At 67.6% G+C, this 16,984-nt stretch carries 13 protein-coding genes and 2 pseudogenes; 9 read left to right on the top strand and 6 right to left on the bottom strand.

The features are described from left to right. Positions 1-207: 207 nt before the first annotated feature. A complete protein-coding gene (locus J7E87_RS36540) occupies positions 208-498 on the bottom strand; it encodes a hypothetical protein (protein ID WP_374195210.1) in 291 nt (96 codons plus the stop codon). A gap of 256 nt (positions 499-754) precedes the next feature. On the opposite strand from J7E87_RS36540, the pseudogene J7E87_RS22185 reads away from it, so the two are divergent. The 4 genes and pseudogenes from J7E87_RS22185 to J7E87_RS22200 form a co-directional block, all read left to right on the top strand. Continuing rightward, positions 755-963, top strand: a pseudogene (locus J7E87_RS22185) (oxidoreductase); the annotation flags it as partial. Between the two features lie 775 nt (positions 964-1,738). After that, positions 1,739-2,002: a hypothetical protein gene (locus tag J7E87_RS22190; RefSeq protein WP_215096234.1), complete on the top strand. Its 264-nt coding sequence runs from the start codon at positions 1,739-1,741 to the stop codon at positions 2,000-2,002. Positions 2,003-2,937: 935 nt separating this feature from the next. Next, on the top strand, positions 2,938-4,449 hold the full coding sequence (locus tag J7E87_RS22195; protein ID WP_215096235.1) for a glutamate synthase subunit beta: 1,512 nt from the start codon (positions 2,938-2,940) through the stop codon (positions 4,447-4,449). Positions 4,450-4,841: 392 nt separating this feature from the next. Continuing rightward, positions 4,842-5,219 (top strand): DUF2267 domain-containing protein, encoded by a 378-nt coding sequence (locus tag J7E87_RS22200; protein WP_215096236.1) that lies wholly within the window; start codon positions 4,842-4,844, stop codon positions 5,217-5,219. 56 nt (positions 5,220-5,275) lie between these two features. Here the strand turns inward: J7E87_RS22200 and J7E87_RS22205 are convergent, their stop codons facing one another. Further along, the gene (locus J7E87_RS22205; RefSeq protein ID WP_215096237.1) at positions 5,276-5,503 is read right to left on the bottom strand and encodes a hypothetical protein; all 228 of its coding nucleotides are present in this window, start codon (positions 5,501-5,503) and stop codon (positions 5,276-5,278) included. 578 nt (positions 5,504-6,081) lie between these two features. Here J7E87_RS22205 and J7E87_RS22210 point away from each other — a divergent pair. From J7E87_RS22210 to J7E87_RS22220, 3 genes are all read left to right on the top strand, one after another. Further along, positions 6,082-7,230: a serine hydrolase gene (locus J7E87_RS22210; RefSeq protein ID WP_215096238.1), complete on the top strand. Its 1,149-nt coding sequence runs from the start codon at positions 6,082-6,084 to the stop codon at positions 7,228-7,230. Between the two features lie 417 nt (positions 7,231-7,647). Then, positions 7,648-8,409, top strand: a complete 762-nt coding sequence (locus J7E87_RS22215; RefSeq protein WP_215096239.1) for an SDR family NAD(P)-dependent oxidoreductase — start codon at positions 7,648-7,650, stop codon at positions 8,407-8,409. 145 nt (positions 8,410-8,554) lie between these two features. Further along, positions 8,555-8,983 (top strand): hypothetical protein, encoded by a 429-nt coding sequence (locus J7E87_RS22220; RefSeq protein ID WP_215096240.1) that lies wholly within the window; start codon positions 8,555-8,557, stop codon positions 8,981-8,983. 126 nt (positions 8,984-9,109) lie between these two features. Here J7E87_RS22220 and J7E87_RS22225 read toward each other — a convergent pair whose 3' ends face one another. The 4 genes and pseudogenes from J7E87_RS22225 to J7E87_RS22240 form a co-directional block, all read right to left on the bottom strand. Further along, entirely contained in the window at positions 9,110-10,252 is a 1,143-nt protein-coding gene (locus tag J7E87_RS22225; RefSeq protein WP_215096241.1) for a N(5)-(carboxyethyl)ornithine synthase, read from the bottom strand. Positions 10,253-10,891: 639 nt separating this feature from the next. Beyond that, the gene (locus tag J7E87_RS22230; protein ID WP_215096242.1) at positions 10,892-11,509 is read right to left on the bottom strand and encodes an NADPH-dependent FMN reductase; all 618 of its coding nucleotides are present in this window, start codon (positions 11,507-11,509) and stop codon (positions 10,892-10,894) included. 86 nt (positions 11,510-11,595) lie between these two features. Further along, positions 11,596-12,440: pseudogene (locus tag J7E87_RS22235) on the bottom strand (aldo/keto reductase). Between the two features lie 716 nt (positions 12,441-13,156). After that, positions 13,157-13,552 (bottom strand): hypothetical protein, encoded by a 396-nt coding sequence (locus J7E87_RS22240; protein WP_215096243.1) that lies wholly within the window; start codon positions 13,550-13,552, stop codon positions 13,157-13,159. A 140-nt stretch (positions 13,553-13,692) separates the two neighbouring features. On the opposite strand from J7E87_RS22240, the gene J7E87_RS22245 reads away from it, so the two are divergent. Both J7E87_RS22245 and J7E87_RS22250 read left to right on the top strand, forming a co-directional pair. After that, the gene (locus tag J7E87_RS22245; protein WP_215096244.1) at positions 13,693-16,251 is read left to right on the top strand and encodes an RNA polymerase sigma factor; all 2,559 of its coding nucleotides are present in this window, start codon (positions 13,693-13,695) and stop codon (positions 16,249-16,251) included. 232 nt (positions 16,252-16,483) lie between these two features. Then, on the top strand, positions 16,484-16,885 hold the full coding sequence (locus J7E87_RS22250; protein WP_215096245.1) for a hypothetical protein: 402 nt from the start codon (positions 16,484-16,486) through the stop codon (positions 16,883-16,885). The last annotated feature ends 99 nt before the right edge of the window (positions 16,886-16,984 follow it).

The following is a 16,984-nucleotide window of genomic DNA, read 5'->3' on the forward strand; positions in this document are numbered from 1 at the left end:
CGAGCTGAGAGCGCTTCAACGCGCTCTCCATCGCGGTTCCCGGCCACGTTGACCAGCACGTAGGCGCTGACGCTCTCGGCGTCAGGATCACGGCTCATCCCCGCTCACGGCACGGGCAGACGGGTACAACCCGATACGCTTCTTCACCTGAGAAGTGCTTCTCCCCAAACGACGTTTCAGGGTCCCAAACAAGTTTATCGTCCCAGGTCAGAGACAGTCCTCGCGTTTACGGCCCACCACCGGACAACTAGCCTCGTGAAAGCCCGAGGCTAATGACCATCGCCGGGTCTCGGTGAGCCTCTCCGGTACCCGGTACAGCCCGGGCCGGACCCGCTGCGGAGGCATCGCGCGGCGCCCGCCCCGGGTGGGCCCGGCCACGGCGAGGAGGCCGCGCTCGGTGTCGTTGAGACGCAGGGCGCGGGCGAGGGCGTCCAGTACGGCCTCGGAGGCGTTCACGGCGCGGCCGCGCTCCAGGCGTACGTAGTAGTCGACACTCACCCGGCGAGCTGGGCGACCTCCTCCCGGCGCGGTCCCGGCACCCGGCGCTGGCCCGGCTGCGGGGCCAGCTCGGCTTCCGAGTGGCGGGCACCATCTGTGAGGGGCACCGCCAGGCCGCCGGCCGACCCGACCCCGGGTGCGGGCGGGCCGCTTTACCGGGTCCGAGGAGGCGCTGCCGGTGGTTGGCTGAAGGAGTCCCTGCCTGGGCATCCGCCCTTGGCCCGCGGGCCAAGGCGCGGAAGAGAGAGGTAGTCCCATGACTGAGTCAACGCCCGTCAGCACCCCGTTCGACGCCCAATCGACGGCCGTCGGGGTCGTGGCCGGCGTCGACCTCACCGGCCGCCGAGCCATCGTGACCGGCGCGGCCTCCGTATAGGCACCGAGACCGCCCGCGCGCTTGCCGGCGCGAACGCCGAGGTCACCCTGGCGGTGCGCAACCTCGACGCCGGACAGCGCACCACCGCGGACAACAGTTGGACCACCTCAGCAAGATCACTGCCGAGACCCTCATTGTGGCTGGCGGTCCACGCAGTCACGGGTCACAGGAGGGCGTCGCTGAGCCGGCCCGTCGTGTTCCTCGCGGGCGCGTCGTCAGCATTCCGGCCGGGCACCTGATCCACAGCGCCGAGCCGGGGGCGTTTGCGGAGGTGGCCCTGGCGTTCTTGCGGCCGTATGGGACGTCTGTCGGCGGCTGTCTTCTCGTAATAGTGGCGACGAAAGCCGAAGGCGCATTCTACTGCTCACCGCGCGCCCCGTCGCGACACACCTGAGCCCGGGCAGGAGCCAATCGCGCAATGGCGAACGAGAGTTGCGCATGGTGCCGTGTCGGCTCCTGCGGGCCTGGCATTGATGTGTCCCGTTTGACTTCCATGTGTGCTTATGTCTACTTTAGATTTGGATTAGAAGAAGTATTCGTCTTCATTCTCGACAAGAAGACGAACAAATCTCAACATCGCGATCGACGACCACTTGGTCGTTGGTTGTCCGACGGACGGATGCCCCGCCGCGGGGTTTGCTGCACTCAGCAGTCCCGGTGGGCCCGATGCCGCGCATTCAGCGTGTGAGTCGGCGATGGCGATTCCCGTCATGGTGATAGTCCCGCCATGAGAACGGCAATTCCTGCCATATTCAAGGCCGATGTACCGGACCCTTTCGCGAACGCATCAGTGTCTCACTGGTGTTGGTGTCATCGCGTCGTGCAGGGCTCGGACCCGTCTACGCCTCCGGAAAGGGAAGCACCATGCGGGTAACGACATCCAGGTTTTTCCAGCTGTTCGCCAGCCTGTGCGCTGTTGTGGCCCTGGCCTTTGGCGGAGCTGGCGTCGCCAGTGCCACCAGCACGTCCCACTCGTCCAACTCGTCTGCGCCCTACTATTGCGACTACTACTGGGGCATAGGCTACGTCTGCTTCTTCGACCACCACCGCGGCTTCGACCGGGGCTTCGATCGGGGCTTTGACCGCGGCTTTGACCGCGGCTTCGATCGCGGCTTCGACCGCCGCTGAGGCTTGAAGGTTGACGGCGAACCAGCCTGGCAAAGCCAGTTGGTCTCCCCCGGTAGTCCCGCGTCCCCCCGTAGTCCCGCGTCGCGACAGCTGCGCGGGACTACCTGTGCTGCTCGCCCAGGCGCTGTCCGGCGCGCGGACCACCTGAACGCGCACGCGTAAGGACTCTCCGGCCGGCGGGTCGCGGGGAACGTCGTCGGGGCGCGTCCGTTCTCGCTCCGTAGGTCGTGCGTGAGGTTGGCGGGATCACCGGCAAGCCATCGACCGACGCTGGCCCGCGGCGGGGGCGTTGACCACAGTGCCGCCTGGCGAGGGCGGTGGATGTGCAGGATCGTGACGCGCTGAACTCGCCCTGCACGGGGTCCGGATGGAGGTTCCCTCCCCTACGGCGACCGGGCAGCGCGTGACCGAGCGACGATGAACACGTCCTCGTCGGCGGTGCCAACGCCGCGCTCCCCGCCAACCCCGACAGCCCCTACTTCGTGCGCGACGGCCAGGTCTGGCTCGGCGTCGAGGCGGGGCCACCCAAGACACCGGGCGCTCCATGCCCCCAGCACACCGGCCGAAGTTGTACAACCAAAACCGGCGGCACCCGTACGAGCAAATCGCCCGTCTGTACGGCGCGCCGTCATGCTCGTCACCACCGTCGTGCAGTCCTGCATCCGCTGTGCCGGCCCCGCAGCGGCGATGACCAGCGGCGGGGGAGCGGGCGGGGAACCAGCGCGTCTGCGGCACAGATTTCGCTCAAGAGCCACCGGCGCGGTACGCACCGCGGCGGGGCTGTCCGGCGTGGCGAGCGGACCGTTCGCCGCTCGTGGTTGCGCCGCACCGCAGACTGCCGGATTGGGTCGACCGACCGATGAAATCGGAACAAAGCGGGCGTACCCTGGCCGGGACGTCGTATTGCACCGCGAGCGAGTGCTGGAGGCGGCGCAATGACCGACCCTCGCGGCTTCCTCAAGACCCCCCGCCGGCCCGTCCCTGCGCGCCCCGTCGAGGAGCGGCTGAACGACTGGCACGAGGTCTACGCCGGACAGGCGCTGCTTCCACTCGTGTCCGAACAGGCGGGGCGCTGCATGGACTGCGGCATACCGTTCTGCCACAGCGGCTGCCCGCTCGGAAATCTCATCCCCGAGTGGAATGCGTACGCGTTCCGGGGCGACTGGCGGGCGGCGGCCGAGCGGCTGCACGCGACCAACAACTTCCCCGAGTTCACCGGGCGACTGTGCCCGGCGCCGTGCGAGGACGCCTGTGTGCTGGCCATCAATGCCGATCCGGTGACGATCAAGAATGTCGAGCAGGCCATCGCCGACCAGATCTGGGAGCGCGGATACGCGTCGCCGAAACCGCCGGAACGCCTCAGCGGGAAGACCGTCGCCGTCATCGGCTCCGGGCCCGCGGGACTGGCAGCGGCGCAACAGCTCACCCGTATCGGCCACACCGTCGCCGTCTACGAGCGCGCCGACCGAATCGGCGGGCTGCTGCGCTACGGCATCCCGGAGTTCAAGATGGAGAAGCGGCACCTGGACCGCCGCATCGAGCAGATGAGGGCAGAGGGCACCAAGTTCCGCACGGGTGCGGCCGTCGGCAGCGATCTCGACGCCGGCGAGCTCAGGAGGCGTCATGACGCGGTGGTCGTCGCCGTCGGAGCCATGGAACGGCGGGAGCTCCCCGTCCCCGGCCGCGACCTGTACGGCATCCATCAGGCCATGGACTACCTGACCCTCGCCAACCGGGTCAGGGAGGGCGACTACGCCGCATCCCCCGTGACCGCCGAGGGCAAGCACGTGGTGATCATCGGCGGCGGGGACACCGCCTCGGACTGTCTGGGCACCGCCCTGCGTCAGGGCGCGGCCCGCGTGGTGCAGCTCGATATCAACCCGGAACCGGGCGACGCCCGGTCGGAGGCCGAGCCCTGGCCCATCACCCATCCGAAGGTCTACCGGATCTCCCATGCCCATGAAGAGGCCCGGGGGCGGGAGGGCACGGATCCGAGGGTCTTCTCCTCCGCCACCCTCCGATTCGAGGGGGACTGGGCGGGCCATGTGCGCGCGCTGCACCTGACGGAAGTCGAGCCCCGGGCCAGAAAGCCGCGACCGGACACCGAGCGGGTGATCCCGGCTGAGCTGGTCCTGCTCGCCCTTGGCTTCTCCGGCCCCGAAAGGGGTACCGGTCTGATGACCCAGCTCGGGCTCACGCTGGACGCCCGGGGAAACTTCGCCCGGGACGACGCCTTCGCGGCCGAAACGGCGGAGCAGGCCGTGCCGACAGTTCGCACCAGGACGGACGGGGTCTTCGTCGCGGGCGACGCGGGGCGCGGCCAGTCCCTTGTGGTGTGGGCCATCGCGGAGGGACGGTCCGCCGCGGCGGCTACGGACCGCTACCTGACCGGCTCCACCGTGCTACCGGCTCCCATCGTCCCCAAGGAACGCCCCCTGGCGGCATGACGCCCTCGGCCATCCGCTGCCGCCGCGCGTCCAGGGGCTGTCTCGGTTGGTCGGCGTGGCCACCGAAGGACACCTGGCAGTGCTGGAATCCCGGTGTGCGCCTGGAGGTCGTCAACAGACCGCAGCCGGTGCAGCCGGTGGTCGCGTACGTACAGCGGGTGGCCGACGGCGGGGCGGGGGCGGGAGGGCCGTTCCCGTCCCCGCGGTCGGGCCGGCATGTCCTCCGGGTGCGCGCCGATCGGCGTCTGCGCTATGCCGTAGCGCCTCAGCCAGTGATCCCGGTGCCGGGGGGAGCGGCCTGTGGCGCCGCGCATGCCGGATGTGTGCGTGGCAAGGTGGTGGGTGAGGTCAGCCTCCCTCGCCCATCCCTCAATTCCGATGAGGAGGCCCGCATGGACGAGAAGGAGTTCTTCCAGGCAGTGGCGAATCGCTCGAGACTCTCGCGGCAGGAAGCGGCCGATCTGACCCGCGCCACTCTCGAGACGCTCGCACTTCGTCTGAGCGACGGCGAAGCCCGCGATCTGGCCCTCGAGGTTCCCGAGCCCCTGCGTGACTCGCTCAACCGGGGGCGGGGAGAGATGGAGATCTTCGGGCCGAATGAGTCGATCCGCAGAGTTCGCGAGCGCACCGGCCTGTCCGAGTCTGAAGCCGCCCGCGGCGTCCGGGCGGTCCTCACAACACTGCAAGAGGCCGTCTCTCAGAAGGAGTTCGAGCACGCCATGTCGCAGCTCGGCAAGGAGTACGCGCAACTGGTGGAGTCCACCAGCTGACGGGTCCTCACTCAAGCGGGCCGCCGGCCGCTCCCTCCTTCCCGGGTGGCAACGCCTCAGCCACCGAGGTAAGGGACGAAGCCGTCTGGTTCCAGCACGGGCTCGGCCCACGCGGCGTGCGAGAAGGCAGGGCGCTTCGACACCCAACCTCCCGCGTCGTCGACGAGCGTCGTCCGCACTCGCGGCGTGAGACGGATCCGGTAGCGCAAGCCTTCCACCTCGACGACGCCGCAATTTCTGGCATGCGTGTCCAGCGAGCCGTCCTGAACGCGCTCACCTGCCATCCAGCCTTGTCGGCGAGGTACATCCACACCTCGATGGCACGCTCGCACTCCGCGAATTGCCCACTCGGGCGATGATCTGCGCGGGCTCGGTCCTGTCGTCCGCGGCCACGCCTGCTCCTTCCACGAGCCGAGGCGATCACGCAGATCCATGCAGATCCACGCAGATGCAAGTGCCGCACGCGACGGGCCTGGCTATCCGGGCCCGCGAAAGACGGCAGGCGTTGTACCGCCGCAGACCGCTCGGCGACCGGCTACCCGGCCGCCCAACGCGGTGACTGCGCCGCTATATGGCCCAAGAAATATATGTCCCGACAAAAACCATGGCGCCGGATATCGCGTTGGTGCAGTCGCCGTGCGGGATTGTTCGTGCTGCCCCGCTGGCCGGCTGTCTGATCGCCACCGTCAACCCAGCTCATTGGGTTGCATATTGCAAGAAGCCCCTGCAAGCGCTTCTGAAGCGCGCCGGCTGACGTCGACGGTTAGTATGCGAAACCAGGCCCTCATTGCGACATGTTGGGATAGTGGCCTTCGACCTGCATGGAGGCTCCACAGTGCGTAGACCCAAGACAGTCACCCTCATGTGCCTGCAACTGCTTTTGGGCGCTTCACTGACGGGCTGCGTCGCCGGCGAAGCCGAGAGCGCGCCGAAGCCATGCCCGTCCGGCCAGATCGCTCAAGGCGACACATGCATTCCAGGCGACACAGCCGACTTCACCAAGAAGCAGGTCGAAGACTCCCTGAAGAAGTACAAACTCAATGCGGCCATGGCGGGCGTATGGGTCGACGGGAAAAGAGTTTCGTTCGTCGCTTCAGGGGAGTCGATGACGGGCGTCCCTGCTTCGACGGACATGCATTTCCGGATCGGATCGGTCGCAATTCCCTATTTGACGACCGAAATTCTCAAGCTCGTCGACGAGGGCAAGGTCAAGCTTGACGACAAGATCTCTCGGTGGCGTCCCGACCTTCCGCACGCGGACGAGATCACCCTGAAGATGCTGGCTTCTACCACATCTGGATACTCGGACTACGTCCGGAATCCTGACTTCGTGGCCGAACTCTACAAGAATCCGTTCCAACACTGGACGGCGGAAGAACTGGTGAAGATCTCCGTTTCCAAGCCCCTGGTGAAGCCGCCAGGAGCCGGTTTCGTCTACTCGCACGCCAATTGGGTGATCCTGGGTGACATCATCTCGAAGGTGGAGAAGAAGCCACTGGCGGAAGTGATGCGGAATGAAATCCTGAAGCCCCTCGGCCTGACCCAGACCGACAACCCGTCTACAGCCGAGATTGCCTCCCCGGTGCTCCATGCCTTCGACAACGAGCGGCGCGTATTCGAGGACTCCACCTACTGGGATCCGTCATGGACGCTGGCACCGGGAGCGGTCATGACGGGAACATTGGAGGATCTGGGGAAGTCCGTGACCGGGCTGGGCGAAGGGAAACTGTTGACGCCCGAGTCGTTCAAGGAACAGATCACACCCGTCTCCAAGCTGTCGCCGAATACCTCCTATGCCCTTGGGCTGGCCGTACAGAACACCTGGCTCCTGCAGAATCCGTCATTCGCCGGCTACCAGGCAACGGTCGCCTATCTGCCTTCCAAGAAGATCGCGATCGCGACGGTCGGGACACAGGGCATCGGCAACACCGCCCTCGAGAATTCCAGTACGGAACTATTGGTGTCCATCGCCAACCATGTCGCTCCGGACACTCCCTTGAGCGGCGTCTGAGAGGCGCTCGCTGGGGGCCGCTGCCGCCCTGCGACCTCGTGAATTCTGCGGCCCAGCAGGGCGTCGTCGAACTGATCCGACCAACCTTCCACCTCGGGGAGCGGACGAAGCCGGTCTGGCAAATGCTGGAGGAGACAGCCGAAGCGATGCCGGCTGAGCGTCTGCCGCGCAGCGGGGCACCGCGCCGTCGGTGAGGGAGGAACCCATGGAAGAGGCCGCCTGTCTCCGTCTGCCGGAATGGCAACGTCACCTTCGCCCGCACACCCCCGCCACCAGCGTGCTGACATCGCCCCAGGCTCGGGATTGAAGGTCAATCGCAAGCTCCGAGCCCGTCACGGTTTGAGCCTCTGCGTCCGTAAGTCCACTACCTGAGGTGAAGCACCGCGGTGGGAGGACAAGAATTCTCAGGAGAAAAAGATGGACCTTCCACTGGAAGGAAAGGTCGCCGTTGTCACCGGCGGCGCGTCCGGGGTCGGCCTGGGTATCGCCCAGGAGTTTGTGGAGCATGGCGCACGCGTGGTCATCACGGACCTTCAGCAGACGCACCTGGATGAAGCAGTCGCGGCGCTCGGACCGAACTGTTCCGGCGTCGTCGCGGATGTCACGAAGCTCGGTGACATGGAAATGATGTACCGGGAGGTCAAGACGCGGTACGGGAGGCTCGACGCAGTCGTGGCCAACGCCGGCATCGGTGCTCACGCCCCGCTCGGCTCGATCACGGAGGAGGAGTTCGACCGGACGTTCAACGTCAACGCGAAGGGCGTCCTGTTCACCGTCCAGCCGGCGCTGCCGCTGCTGCCGTCCGGCGGAACGGTCGTCATCATCGGGTCGACGGCTTCCATCCAGCCTCCGCGAGGGATGAGCATGTACGGCGGCGCGAAGGCCGCGGTGCGCAATTTCATCCGCGCCTGGATCCAGGACATCAAGGGATCAGGCATCCGGTTGAACGTCCTCAGCCCCGGAGCGGTCGACACCGAGTCCCTCAGGCGCGCTCTGGGGATGGCCCAGGGAGCCGATCAGGTCGACGCTGCCGTCAAAACCATGGGGGAGGGCAACCCGACCGGGCGGATCGCGGATCCCCGTGAAATGGGCAAGGCGGCGGTGTTCCTCTCCAGCGACGCCTCGAGTTTCATCACCGGCGTGGAGCTCTTCGCGGACGGCGGCATGGCCCAGGTGTGAGGCGCCAGATCCCGCGAAATTCCGGTTGCGGGGCCGCCTCCAGGGGCGAGTTTCCTGACGACGGTCCTGGGCTCGTGGCCGCGGGCTCGCGGCGGAAATGGTTGGTCATCGCCGCACTGATGCGAACCCGCCCGAATGCGCGGCCATGTCGGGCGCGCTCGCGCAGGTCGGCGACGCCCGACCGCTGGCCCGCCTCGTCCGGATCATCACCAAACCGAGGGCGGATGGGGCGACCTTGGCCCTGGCCTCGTACCGTCAGGCGGAAGCCGAGAAGGCGATGGACGATCTGCGCGCCGGTGTCCGCAGCTGCAGGACATTCTCCGTCGACCCCACCTTCCGATACGAGAGGATCACCGCGCTGCCGGACCCCGGAACGGGCGACGAGTCGGTCTCCTTCTCCTTCGACCAGGTGCTCGTAGGTCCCAAGGAGATCAGGGTGCCCATGACGTACGTCGTCGTCCGCTCCGGCACGACGGTGGTGAACGTCAGCGCGATGAACATCGCGGGCAACGGCCGCCCGGCGACTGTCCCGCCGACACTCGTCGACGCGCAGTTGCGCAAGCTCGTCGGCTAGCTAGTGCTGGATTCCGGACGGCACCGCGGGTATTCGCAGCGCCTCGACAGGGCTGTCGCCGAGCTTCGCTGCTGCGGTGGCTCGGCCGGACAGCATGCGCTGCCGCTTCGGCGTCGATCCTGTCGGTCAGTCAGGCAGGTGCGGGTACTGAGCCGAACGGTGCTGGAACGCCAGGATGCTGGGGTTCTGGATGACACCGTCGCGGATCTCGATGGCGCGGCGGATGGTCTCGTTGGACTCCCAGGTGCTGGGTCCGGTGAGCACGGCCCGCAGGAAGGGGAGCAGTGCCTCGCTGTTCTCCCAGGTCGCGGAGTTCCACAGGTAGGACGGGCTGTGGTCCACGCCGTAGTAGAGGATGTTCTCGCCGACCACGAACGTCGGCTCGATGAACGATGTCGGCCGCGCCCAACTGAAGCCCATGCCCTCGTCGCAGGAGACATCGATGATGAGGGTGCCCGGTGCGAGCAGACCGAGGTCGTCGTCGCTGAGGAACATCAGCGGCGCCGCGGTGTCCTGCAGTACGCAGTTGACGATGATGTCGTGCTCGACGAGGAATCCGGCCAGTGGTACTCGGCCGGCGTCGGAGAGGGCGTAACTGCGGCGGGTGTCGGCTTCGTCACGGTCGAACTGTACGATCCGCGCCGAATGGATCGGCGAGCTGACGGCTGTGACGCCACGTTGGGTGAGGACGTTGACGTCGTGTACGCCCAGGGCGCTCAGAGCGGTCACGGCTCCGCGGGCGGTCGCGCCGAAGCCGATCACGGCCGCTCGAAGCCGACGGCCGTAGTCGCCCGTCGAACCGTTGATCTGCAAGGCGTGAAGTACGGAGGAGTAGCCGGCCAGCTCGTTGTTCTTGTGGAAGACGTGCAGGTTGAACGAGCCGTCGTTGGTCCAGTGGTTCATCGCCTCGAAGGCGATCAACGTCAGCCTCCGGTCGATCGCCACCTGAGTGAGCCTTTTGTCCTGGACGCAGTGCGGCCAGCCCCAGAGGACCTGTCCATCTCGCAGTTCCTCGAGATCTTCCTGCAGCGGTTTGGCCAGCAGGACGACATCGCACTCAGCGATGAGTTGCTCTCTTGAGCGTAACCCGGCGACGAGGGGCGCCAGTTTCTCGTCGGGGATGCCGAAGCGCTCCCCGTACCCGCGTTCAAGGAAAATGTGTCCCCGGAGGTCCGAGTCGATCTGGTCGAAGTGTGAGGGGTGAATCGGCAGTCGACGCTCGTTCTCTTTGCGTGACTGTGCCATCACTCCGAGAGTGAGAAAGTGCACGTGCAACCCCTTCGAGTGATGTTGTCCAGCATAGATCAGCACGTCAAGGACGCGTGATCATGGGGAGCCGGCCCGCAGGCCGAAGCGGGGCGCCGACCACCACCTGGCCATCGATGCGTCCCCAAGACAGACGCCAGGCAAAATCCCGCAGTCACCGTGGCCGCAGTTTGATGGGTCATCAATTTGCTTTAATTTCAAGGCATTTGACTCCCCCTCCCATTCTTGCGGCGGGTTGATTCCTTATAGAATTCTGACCACGCTATGGAGCAGAGCAGAGCCTCACGCGTCGCCATTCGTCGTCATCGTCGCCGAAAGGCGGCCCGGGTGAGGTGTTCATGAGGAGCGCGCCGAGGCCTGAGCCTCGGTTGCCGGATCTCAGGAAGAGGCAGTCGCGTCTTCGCCTGCGGCATCCGAGATCCGTACTCGGCTGCGCCAAGCGCAACCGCCCGAACGACTGCGCCCCGCCGAGCCACCAGGCAGCGCAGCCGGGGTGCCGGGATTTCGAAGAGCAGCGCTGCGAGCCGCTGTGCGAGGTCGGGGGCGGGCAGGGCGGCACGTTCGTAGGCGGCGTGCTCGGCAGCCGGCTCAGCCGCGGTCCGGCCCGGGGTGTGACCCGGGCAGCGGCCGGGCGGCGCGGGATCACGTCTCGCCCAGGACGCTGCCGTGCAGCCTTCCCTCCGCGTAGTCGCAGGTGCCCTCGGCCCGGAACTGCAGCGCCGCCCGTGTCACCTCCGAACCCAGACCGTGCAGCTGTTCCGCGACCACCCGATCCTTGAGGTTCCCGTCGGCGTCGAACACCCGCGTCGACCGCGGGACGGCCATGACCAGGGGAACGGACCAGCCACGCAGCGCCCGGACGATGAAATCCATCGAGTTGATCGCCTGCAGGCCCTGTACCCCTCCGGCCGTGGTCAGCATCCCGACGGGCTTGTTGCTCAGGTAGGGCGGGTCGCGGTCGGCGAGGAGCGCGAGCCAGTCCACCGCGTTCTTGAACGCGCCGCTGACCGACCCGTGGTACGTCGGGCTGCTCCACAACAGGGCGTCGGCGCCGTAGACGAGGTCGGCGAGAAAGCGGGCGGCCGGCGGGACCCCGTGCTCGGCCGTGTACAGCGGTAGATCCAGCCTGCTGAGGGCGATCACGTCCGTGTCGGCGCCCGCGGCGGCCGCCCCCTCGACCGCCACCCGAAGCGCGGTGAGGCTGGTGGAGGGGGTACGCAGGGAGCCGCCCATGCCGACGACGAGTACCGGGTGCGCCATCCTGGTCCACCCCTTCCGGTGATGTCGGGCTCCTCGCCGTCCGGCTCCGCCGACTGCCGGACGGCGAGGGGACGAGGGGATAAGGGTCAGAGCGCCTCCAGCGGTACGGGCCCGTCGGGCGGCGGGAACGCCTCGTCCAGGACGGCGAGCACTTCGGGAGGCAGCCGTAGGTCCGCCGCGCCGCGGTTTTCCCGGACGTGATCGGGCCTTCCTGAGCGCGGGATCGCGGCCACGCCCTGTTCCAGCGCCCACGCGAGTGCCACCTGGCTGGGAGTGGCCCCGAGGTCCCGGGCCACGGCCTGCAGGGCATCGGCCTCCAGCAGTCGTCCCTGCCCGATGGGCGAGTACGCCATGACGGTCACGCCGGTCTCGCGGCACCAGGGGAGCAGGTCCCACTCGATGCCGCGCCGGCTGAGGTTGTACAGCACCTGGTCGAGCGCCACCGCGTCGCCGCCGGGCAGGGTGGTCAGCTCGACCATGTCGGCGACGTCCAGATTGCTCACCCCCCAGTGGCGGATCTTGCCCGCGGCGATCAGGTCGGCGAATCCGGCCAGGGTCTCCTCGAGGGGGGTCCGTCCGCGCCAGTGCAGCAAATAGAGGTCCAGCCGATCCGTACCGAGCCGCCGCAGGCTGCCCTCGCAGGCGGATGCGGTGCCCTGGCGGTTCGCGTGGCCGGGCAGCACCTTGCTGACGAGGAAGACCTCCTCACGGCGCCCGTCGATGGCCTTCCCGACGAGTTCCTCTGCGGCGCCGTTCCCGTACATTTCCGCCGTGTCGACGACGGTCATGCCCAGGTCGAGCCCGAGCCGCAGGGCGGCGATCTGCTGGTCGCGCTGACTCCGGTCCTCGCCGAGAACCAGGTGCCCTGCCCGAGCGCGGGGATCTCCTCCCCCGTGGGGAGCCGGACTGTTCGCATCACTGAGGTCGTCATGCCTGCCCTCCCGGCAGCTCGGCCCGTCCGCCACACGCCGGCCGAACCGGAGCGCGCGGTGCCGCGCTGGTCCCACCCGCCCGGCTGCGTCCGGCGCCCTGTGCCCGCCGGGCGGCACGGGGGCGGCGCACGGCTTCTTCAGGCCATCACCACCGGCACAGGTGTGCAACTCAGCGTGTTTGATCTCATCGGACCGATCAAGCCCGAGCCCGCGGCGCCGTGCCGGTCGCGACGGCGAGTGGGGTGTGCTGACCGGCTCAACCGAAGCTCGAGCTCGTCGGCATGACCGCGACGGCGCGCACGCAGATGCGCTGAGTTGACGAGGCATTCGGTCGGCCCATGCCGGGCTTCCGCCGTGTGGATTGCTGCTTCGAGCGCCGCGGTCAGCCGCCCAGGCAGTCGACCGTAGACGGCGCCTTGAACCGCTTCCTCAACGTGCCGATTACCGAGGCGCGTTGGCGGCGGATGCCTTGCAGGCGGCGATGCCGGCCGTCCGCCTCAATACGTGTGGCTCGAAGGGGCTACCTATTCAAGGAAACGGACGTCTTTCGTCAAGTGTCCCTTGTGTCCTATGTGGTTGGTTGTACGGTATGTGTCACGTTGTCGGTGTCGGTGTCGGTGCCGGTGCCGGTGCCGGTGCCGGGCGCGGGTGCTGATGCGTATGACGTGTGCGGAGCCCGCAGGCCGGGGCCGGCGGGCTCCGCCGTCGCTGCGGGTCAGTTCCGCTGGTCGCGCTCCGACTGCGCGGTACGGGCCCGCAGGGTGCGCCGGTGAACCTGCTCGGCGAGTTTCATCAGGTCCTTCGGGTCGATCTTGTCGGAGAGGTGGTCGTGACGGGCGAACCAGCGCATCTCGCGGATGACTGCCCTGAAGGCCATCCGCCAGAACCACGCGTCCACGACGACAGGTGCCGTGACGTGCAGGACATGCAGGAGGGCCGCGGTGATGACCCCGGCCAGGCCCCACAGGCCATGGCCGGCCACAGCCCAGGTGACGGACGCGCCGGTGAGGCCGGATCCGGCAAGGCCGGCGACGTGGGTGAGGCGCTGGGAACGGGCAGGCGCCGCCGCGGCCGTGGCCGAGGGGCGGGTGCGGTGGGAACGACGGGACATGGAGTCCTCCGTTGACGCCGTGAGGTATCGGACGGAGGCCCAGGGCCAACAGCGACGGGTTTTCCCGGAGTTCGGCCAAGATTTTTTACGCAGGATCCGTGAGCCGCTGTTTCTGCAGCTCACGCGGGGGAGGGAACGCGATGGACGGGATTGGGCAGCCGGACTGCAAGAGACTCAGTGACCGGGAACTGGTCGACCGGGCCTTACACGCCACGGAGCCGGACCGGCGCAGGCAGGCCATGGAGGCGATCGCCGACCGTTATCTGCGGGAGGTGTCCGTGGAGACGGCGCGGCGGATGGGCGATGCGGAGGCGGCAGCCGACGTTACTCAGGAAGCGTTCGCCGCCGCGTTCGCCAAGCTCATGGACGGGGAGGGGCCATCCAATCCTGACCGTCTCGGTGGCTGGCTGATCAACTTCAGCCGGAACCGCGAACGCAACCACTACAAGCGCCAGGGCGTGGTGCGGGAACGCACCGTCCGGCCTGATGTCGAGGGCTCGGGCAAAGACCCTTTCGGTGACGGGGTTCCTCGCGTCGGCACGGCCCGGGACGACCCCGCACGACTCGCCCAGGCCCACCGGATCGCGGGGGAGGTGGCTCAGACCCTCGCTCCGGCGGAGCAGGAACTCTTCCGCCTCTACTACCAGGAGGAACTCACAGTCCAGGCCATCACGCGGCGCCTGGCCCTGGCCGGCGAACCCGTCGGCGAGAAGACCGTACAGAACAAGGTCACCCGCGTGGCGAAGGCCCTGGCCGTCGGCTTCCAGGCCTACCTGCTCGTCCACAACGACCGCACCCTGTGCACCCGGCTGACCGCCATCATCGGCCAGTACGCCAAGGGCTTCAGCACAGCACTGCGTGATCACACCGTCAAACATGTCCGCAACTGCGCTGACTGCGGGTCCTGCGCGAAATGCGTGACCTGCAGGGTGAAAGACGTCCTCAAGATCAGCGAGTGCTCTACCGCGGCCGGCTGTCAGAGCTGCCACGTCTGCGGGCGTGAGAACGCGGCTCTGCAAGCTGAGTGGGCGCCGGCCCTGGTCGTCGTCCTGTTCGCCGGTCAGATCCGGGACTCGGTCATCCGCGCACTCAATGTGGCCTGGGCCGCAGCGGCCGCTGTCGCTCTGCAGTCCCCGCCGCCGCCCCCGCCGCCTCCTGCGGCGAATCTTCCCGGGCCGCCGTCCGCGGGCCGCGCTCTGCGGCGCCAGGGAGCCAAAGCAGCTGCCGCAGCCATCGCCACCGCGGCCGTTGTCGTCGGAGCCATGGTGTGGACCCGCCCCGACGCCCCCCAGTTGGCACCGGCGGCAGCCACCATGCCGACCATTGCCTATGCCACCGACCGCACCGTCCAGTTCCGCACCGGCAGCGACAAGAGCACAGTCGTGGCGCAAGTCCCGCCCGGCAGCACCGTCACCGACCTTGTCTGGTCCCCCGATCGCAGCCGTCTCGGCTGGCTGGCCAGACCCGCCGAAGGAGCGAACTCCACCCTGCATCTCAGCAATGTGAAAACCGGCGGCACCCAGAACTGGGAGTGCACGGGCTGCGCCGGCCTCGCCTTCCACAACGGGCGTCTGGTCACCGTCAAGGACAGCTCCACGCTCATGGCCCACCCGTTCGCCGGCGGTGCCCCCGCACCCCTGAAGCTTGAGGGCATGCTGTTCGACCCGGCGGAGTCCGACCTCGACGTACACCTGCTCGGCACCACCTCCGCCGGCGGCGAACTGCTCGTGTTCACCATCGAGCACAACACCGGCTCCGACGACGCCAACAGGCTCTACCGGGTGGCAGCGAACAACTACGTGGCGTCCGTCGTCGACGACGCCATCACCCAGGTTCCCGGAGGAGATGCCGCGCCCGGCGAACACGCGGCCGTGAACCGGGACGGCACCATCCTCGCCTATGCGGGCAACAGCCCGGGAACCGACACCTGCATCCCCTCGGACACTGTCACCGTCATCAACCTGGACACCGGCAAGCAGACCACCACCCGCCTGCCGGACTCCCCGGACCGGCCGCTGCGTATCAACAGCGTCTGGATCGATCCGCAGAACAACGTCCAGGCCAGTGCGTTCGCACAGCCCGGCGCAACATGCTCCGCGTCCGCGACCGGCACAGACCAGCGGACCAAGCCCGCCGTGTACAGCCTCAGCAACGGCAAATGGACCAAGACGCCGCAGAGCGCGGTCAACGGAGGCGCTGCTGAGCGCGGTTGGAAAGCCTACCGCGCAGGTGACGTCGGGATGAACGACTACCGTGCACCGGCCTCCCGGCTCGTCGCCACCGACAACAAGGGCGCGACCGTCGAACTCGCCGACGCCGCCACAGCCTTCGCCTGGGCCCCCGGCGGCCCGGCGCCCAGCCCGGTGCTCGGCACCCTGTGGGGCCCCAACCAGAAGGGCTACGGACTGTCGAAGCCCACCATGTTCTACAACGGAGGAAGCCCCAGCGGGATCGTGCGTAACGTGAAGTGGACCTCGTGGGGCAAGACACAGGCCACCGGAACCGGCGAATCCCTCTACGTAACCGGAGACAGATCCGTGGCCGAGAGCCCATGGGAGCCCGCCAGCGTCGTCGCCTTCGACCTCGGCGACTGCCAAGGCGTGCGGACCTACCGGAAAATCAGCTCGTTCCACCCGGGGCACGGCGAGAAATTCGATCCCACCGTGTTCATCGACGTGTGCACCGGCGAGTACAGCTAGACCTCTTCCGGGGGTGCTTGCAGACCCTCGACCGGGGGGCGGAGCCGGCCAGGAAGACACCCGAGAACCCTCCACAGACCTTCAAAAAGTATCTGCTCGGCGAGAAACCGTCCGGAAAGCGACACGGATCTGAGACTGCGGCGGACGACATGCTTGAGACGCCCTGAGAACGCCCAAGTCACAGCCACAGCGGATGACACGAGCCGCGAAACCGCTGATAGATTCGTCCGCCATGCGATCACGTGAGTACGACCTCGACTTCCGCGACCGGGCCACGCGGATACGCGCCTGGGGCATCGGCCTGTTGGCCTTGGCGGCGCTCCTGTGGACATGGTGTGTCGTGTTGCTCCTCACGCCGTACGAGGTCGAAGAGGAGCCCGGCGACCGTTACCCGCAGGAGTGTGAATCACGGTTGTTGACGGAGCGTGGCACGGCCAACGAGGGCCTGCAAAGGGGTGATTGGTGTCAGAACGAACGCGACTGGCCAGAGGCCCTGGCCGTGCTCGGGCTGTCCCTGCCGGTGTCAGTCGCTGGTGTGGCGCTCTTCACGAGCGGCAGTGTGAGCAGCCGGATGAGCGCCCACGCCGAAGCGATGCGCGAACTGGACAAACTGGCCGACGCACGGAAGTCGTAGCCTGCACCGTCGGCTGTCAGCAGGCAGCCAGTTCGGGCTGATCGGCCTCCGAGCGTCAATGAAGTGCCGCCGCTCGTGAGACGGAGCCTTGCGCCGTCG

It is taken from the genome of Streptomyces sp. ISL-1, assembly GCF_018614585.1.
Lineage (GTDB): Bacteria > Actinomycetota > Actinomycetes > Streptomycetales > Streptomycetaceae > Streptomyces > Streptomyces maoxianensis.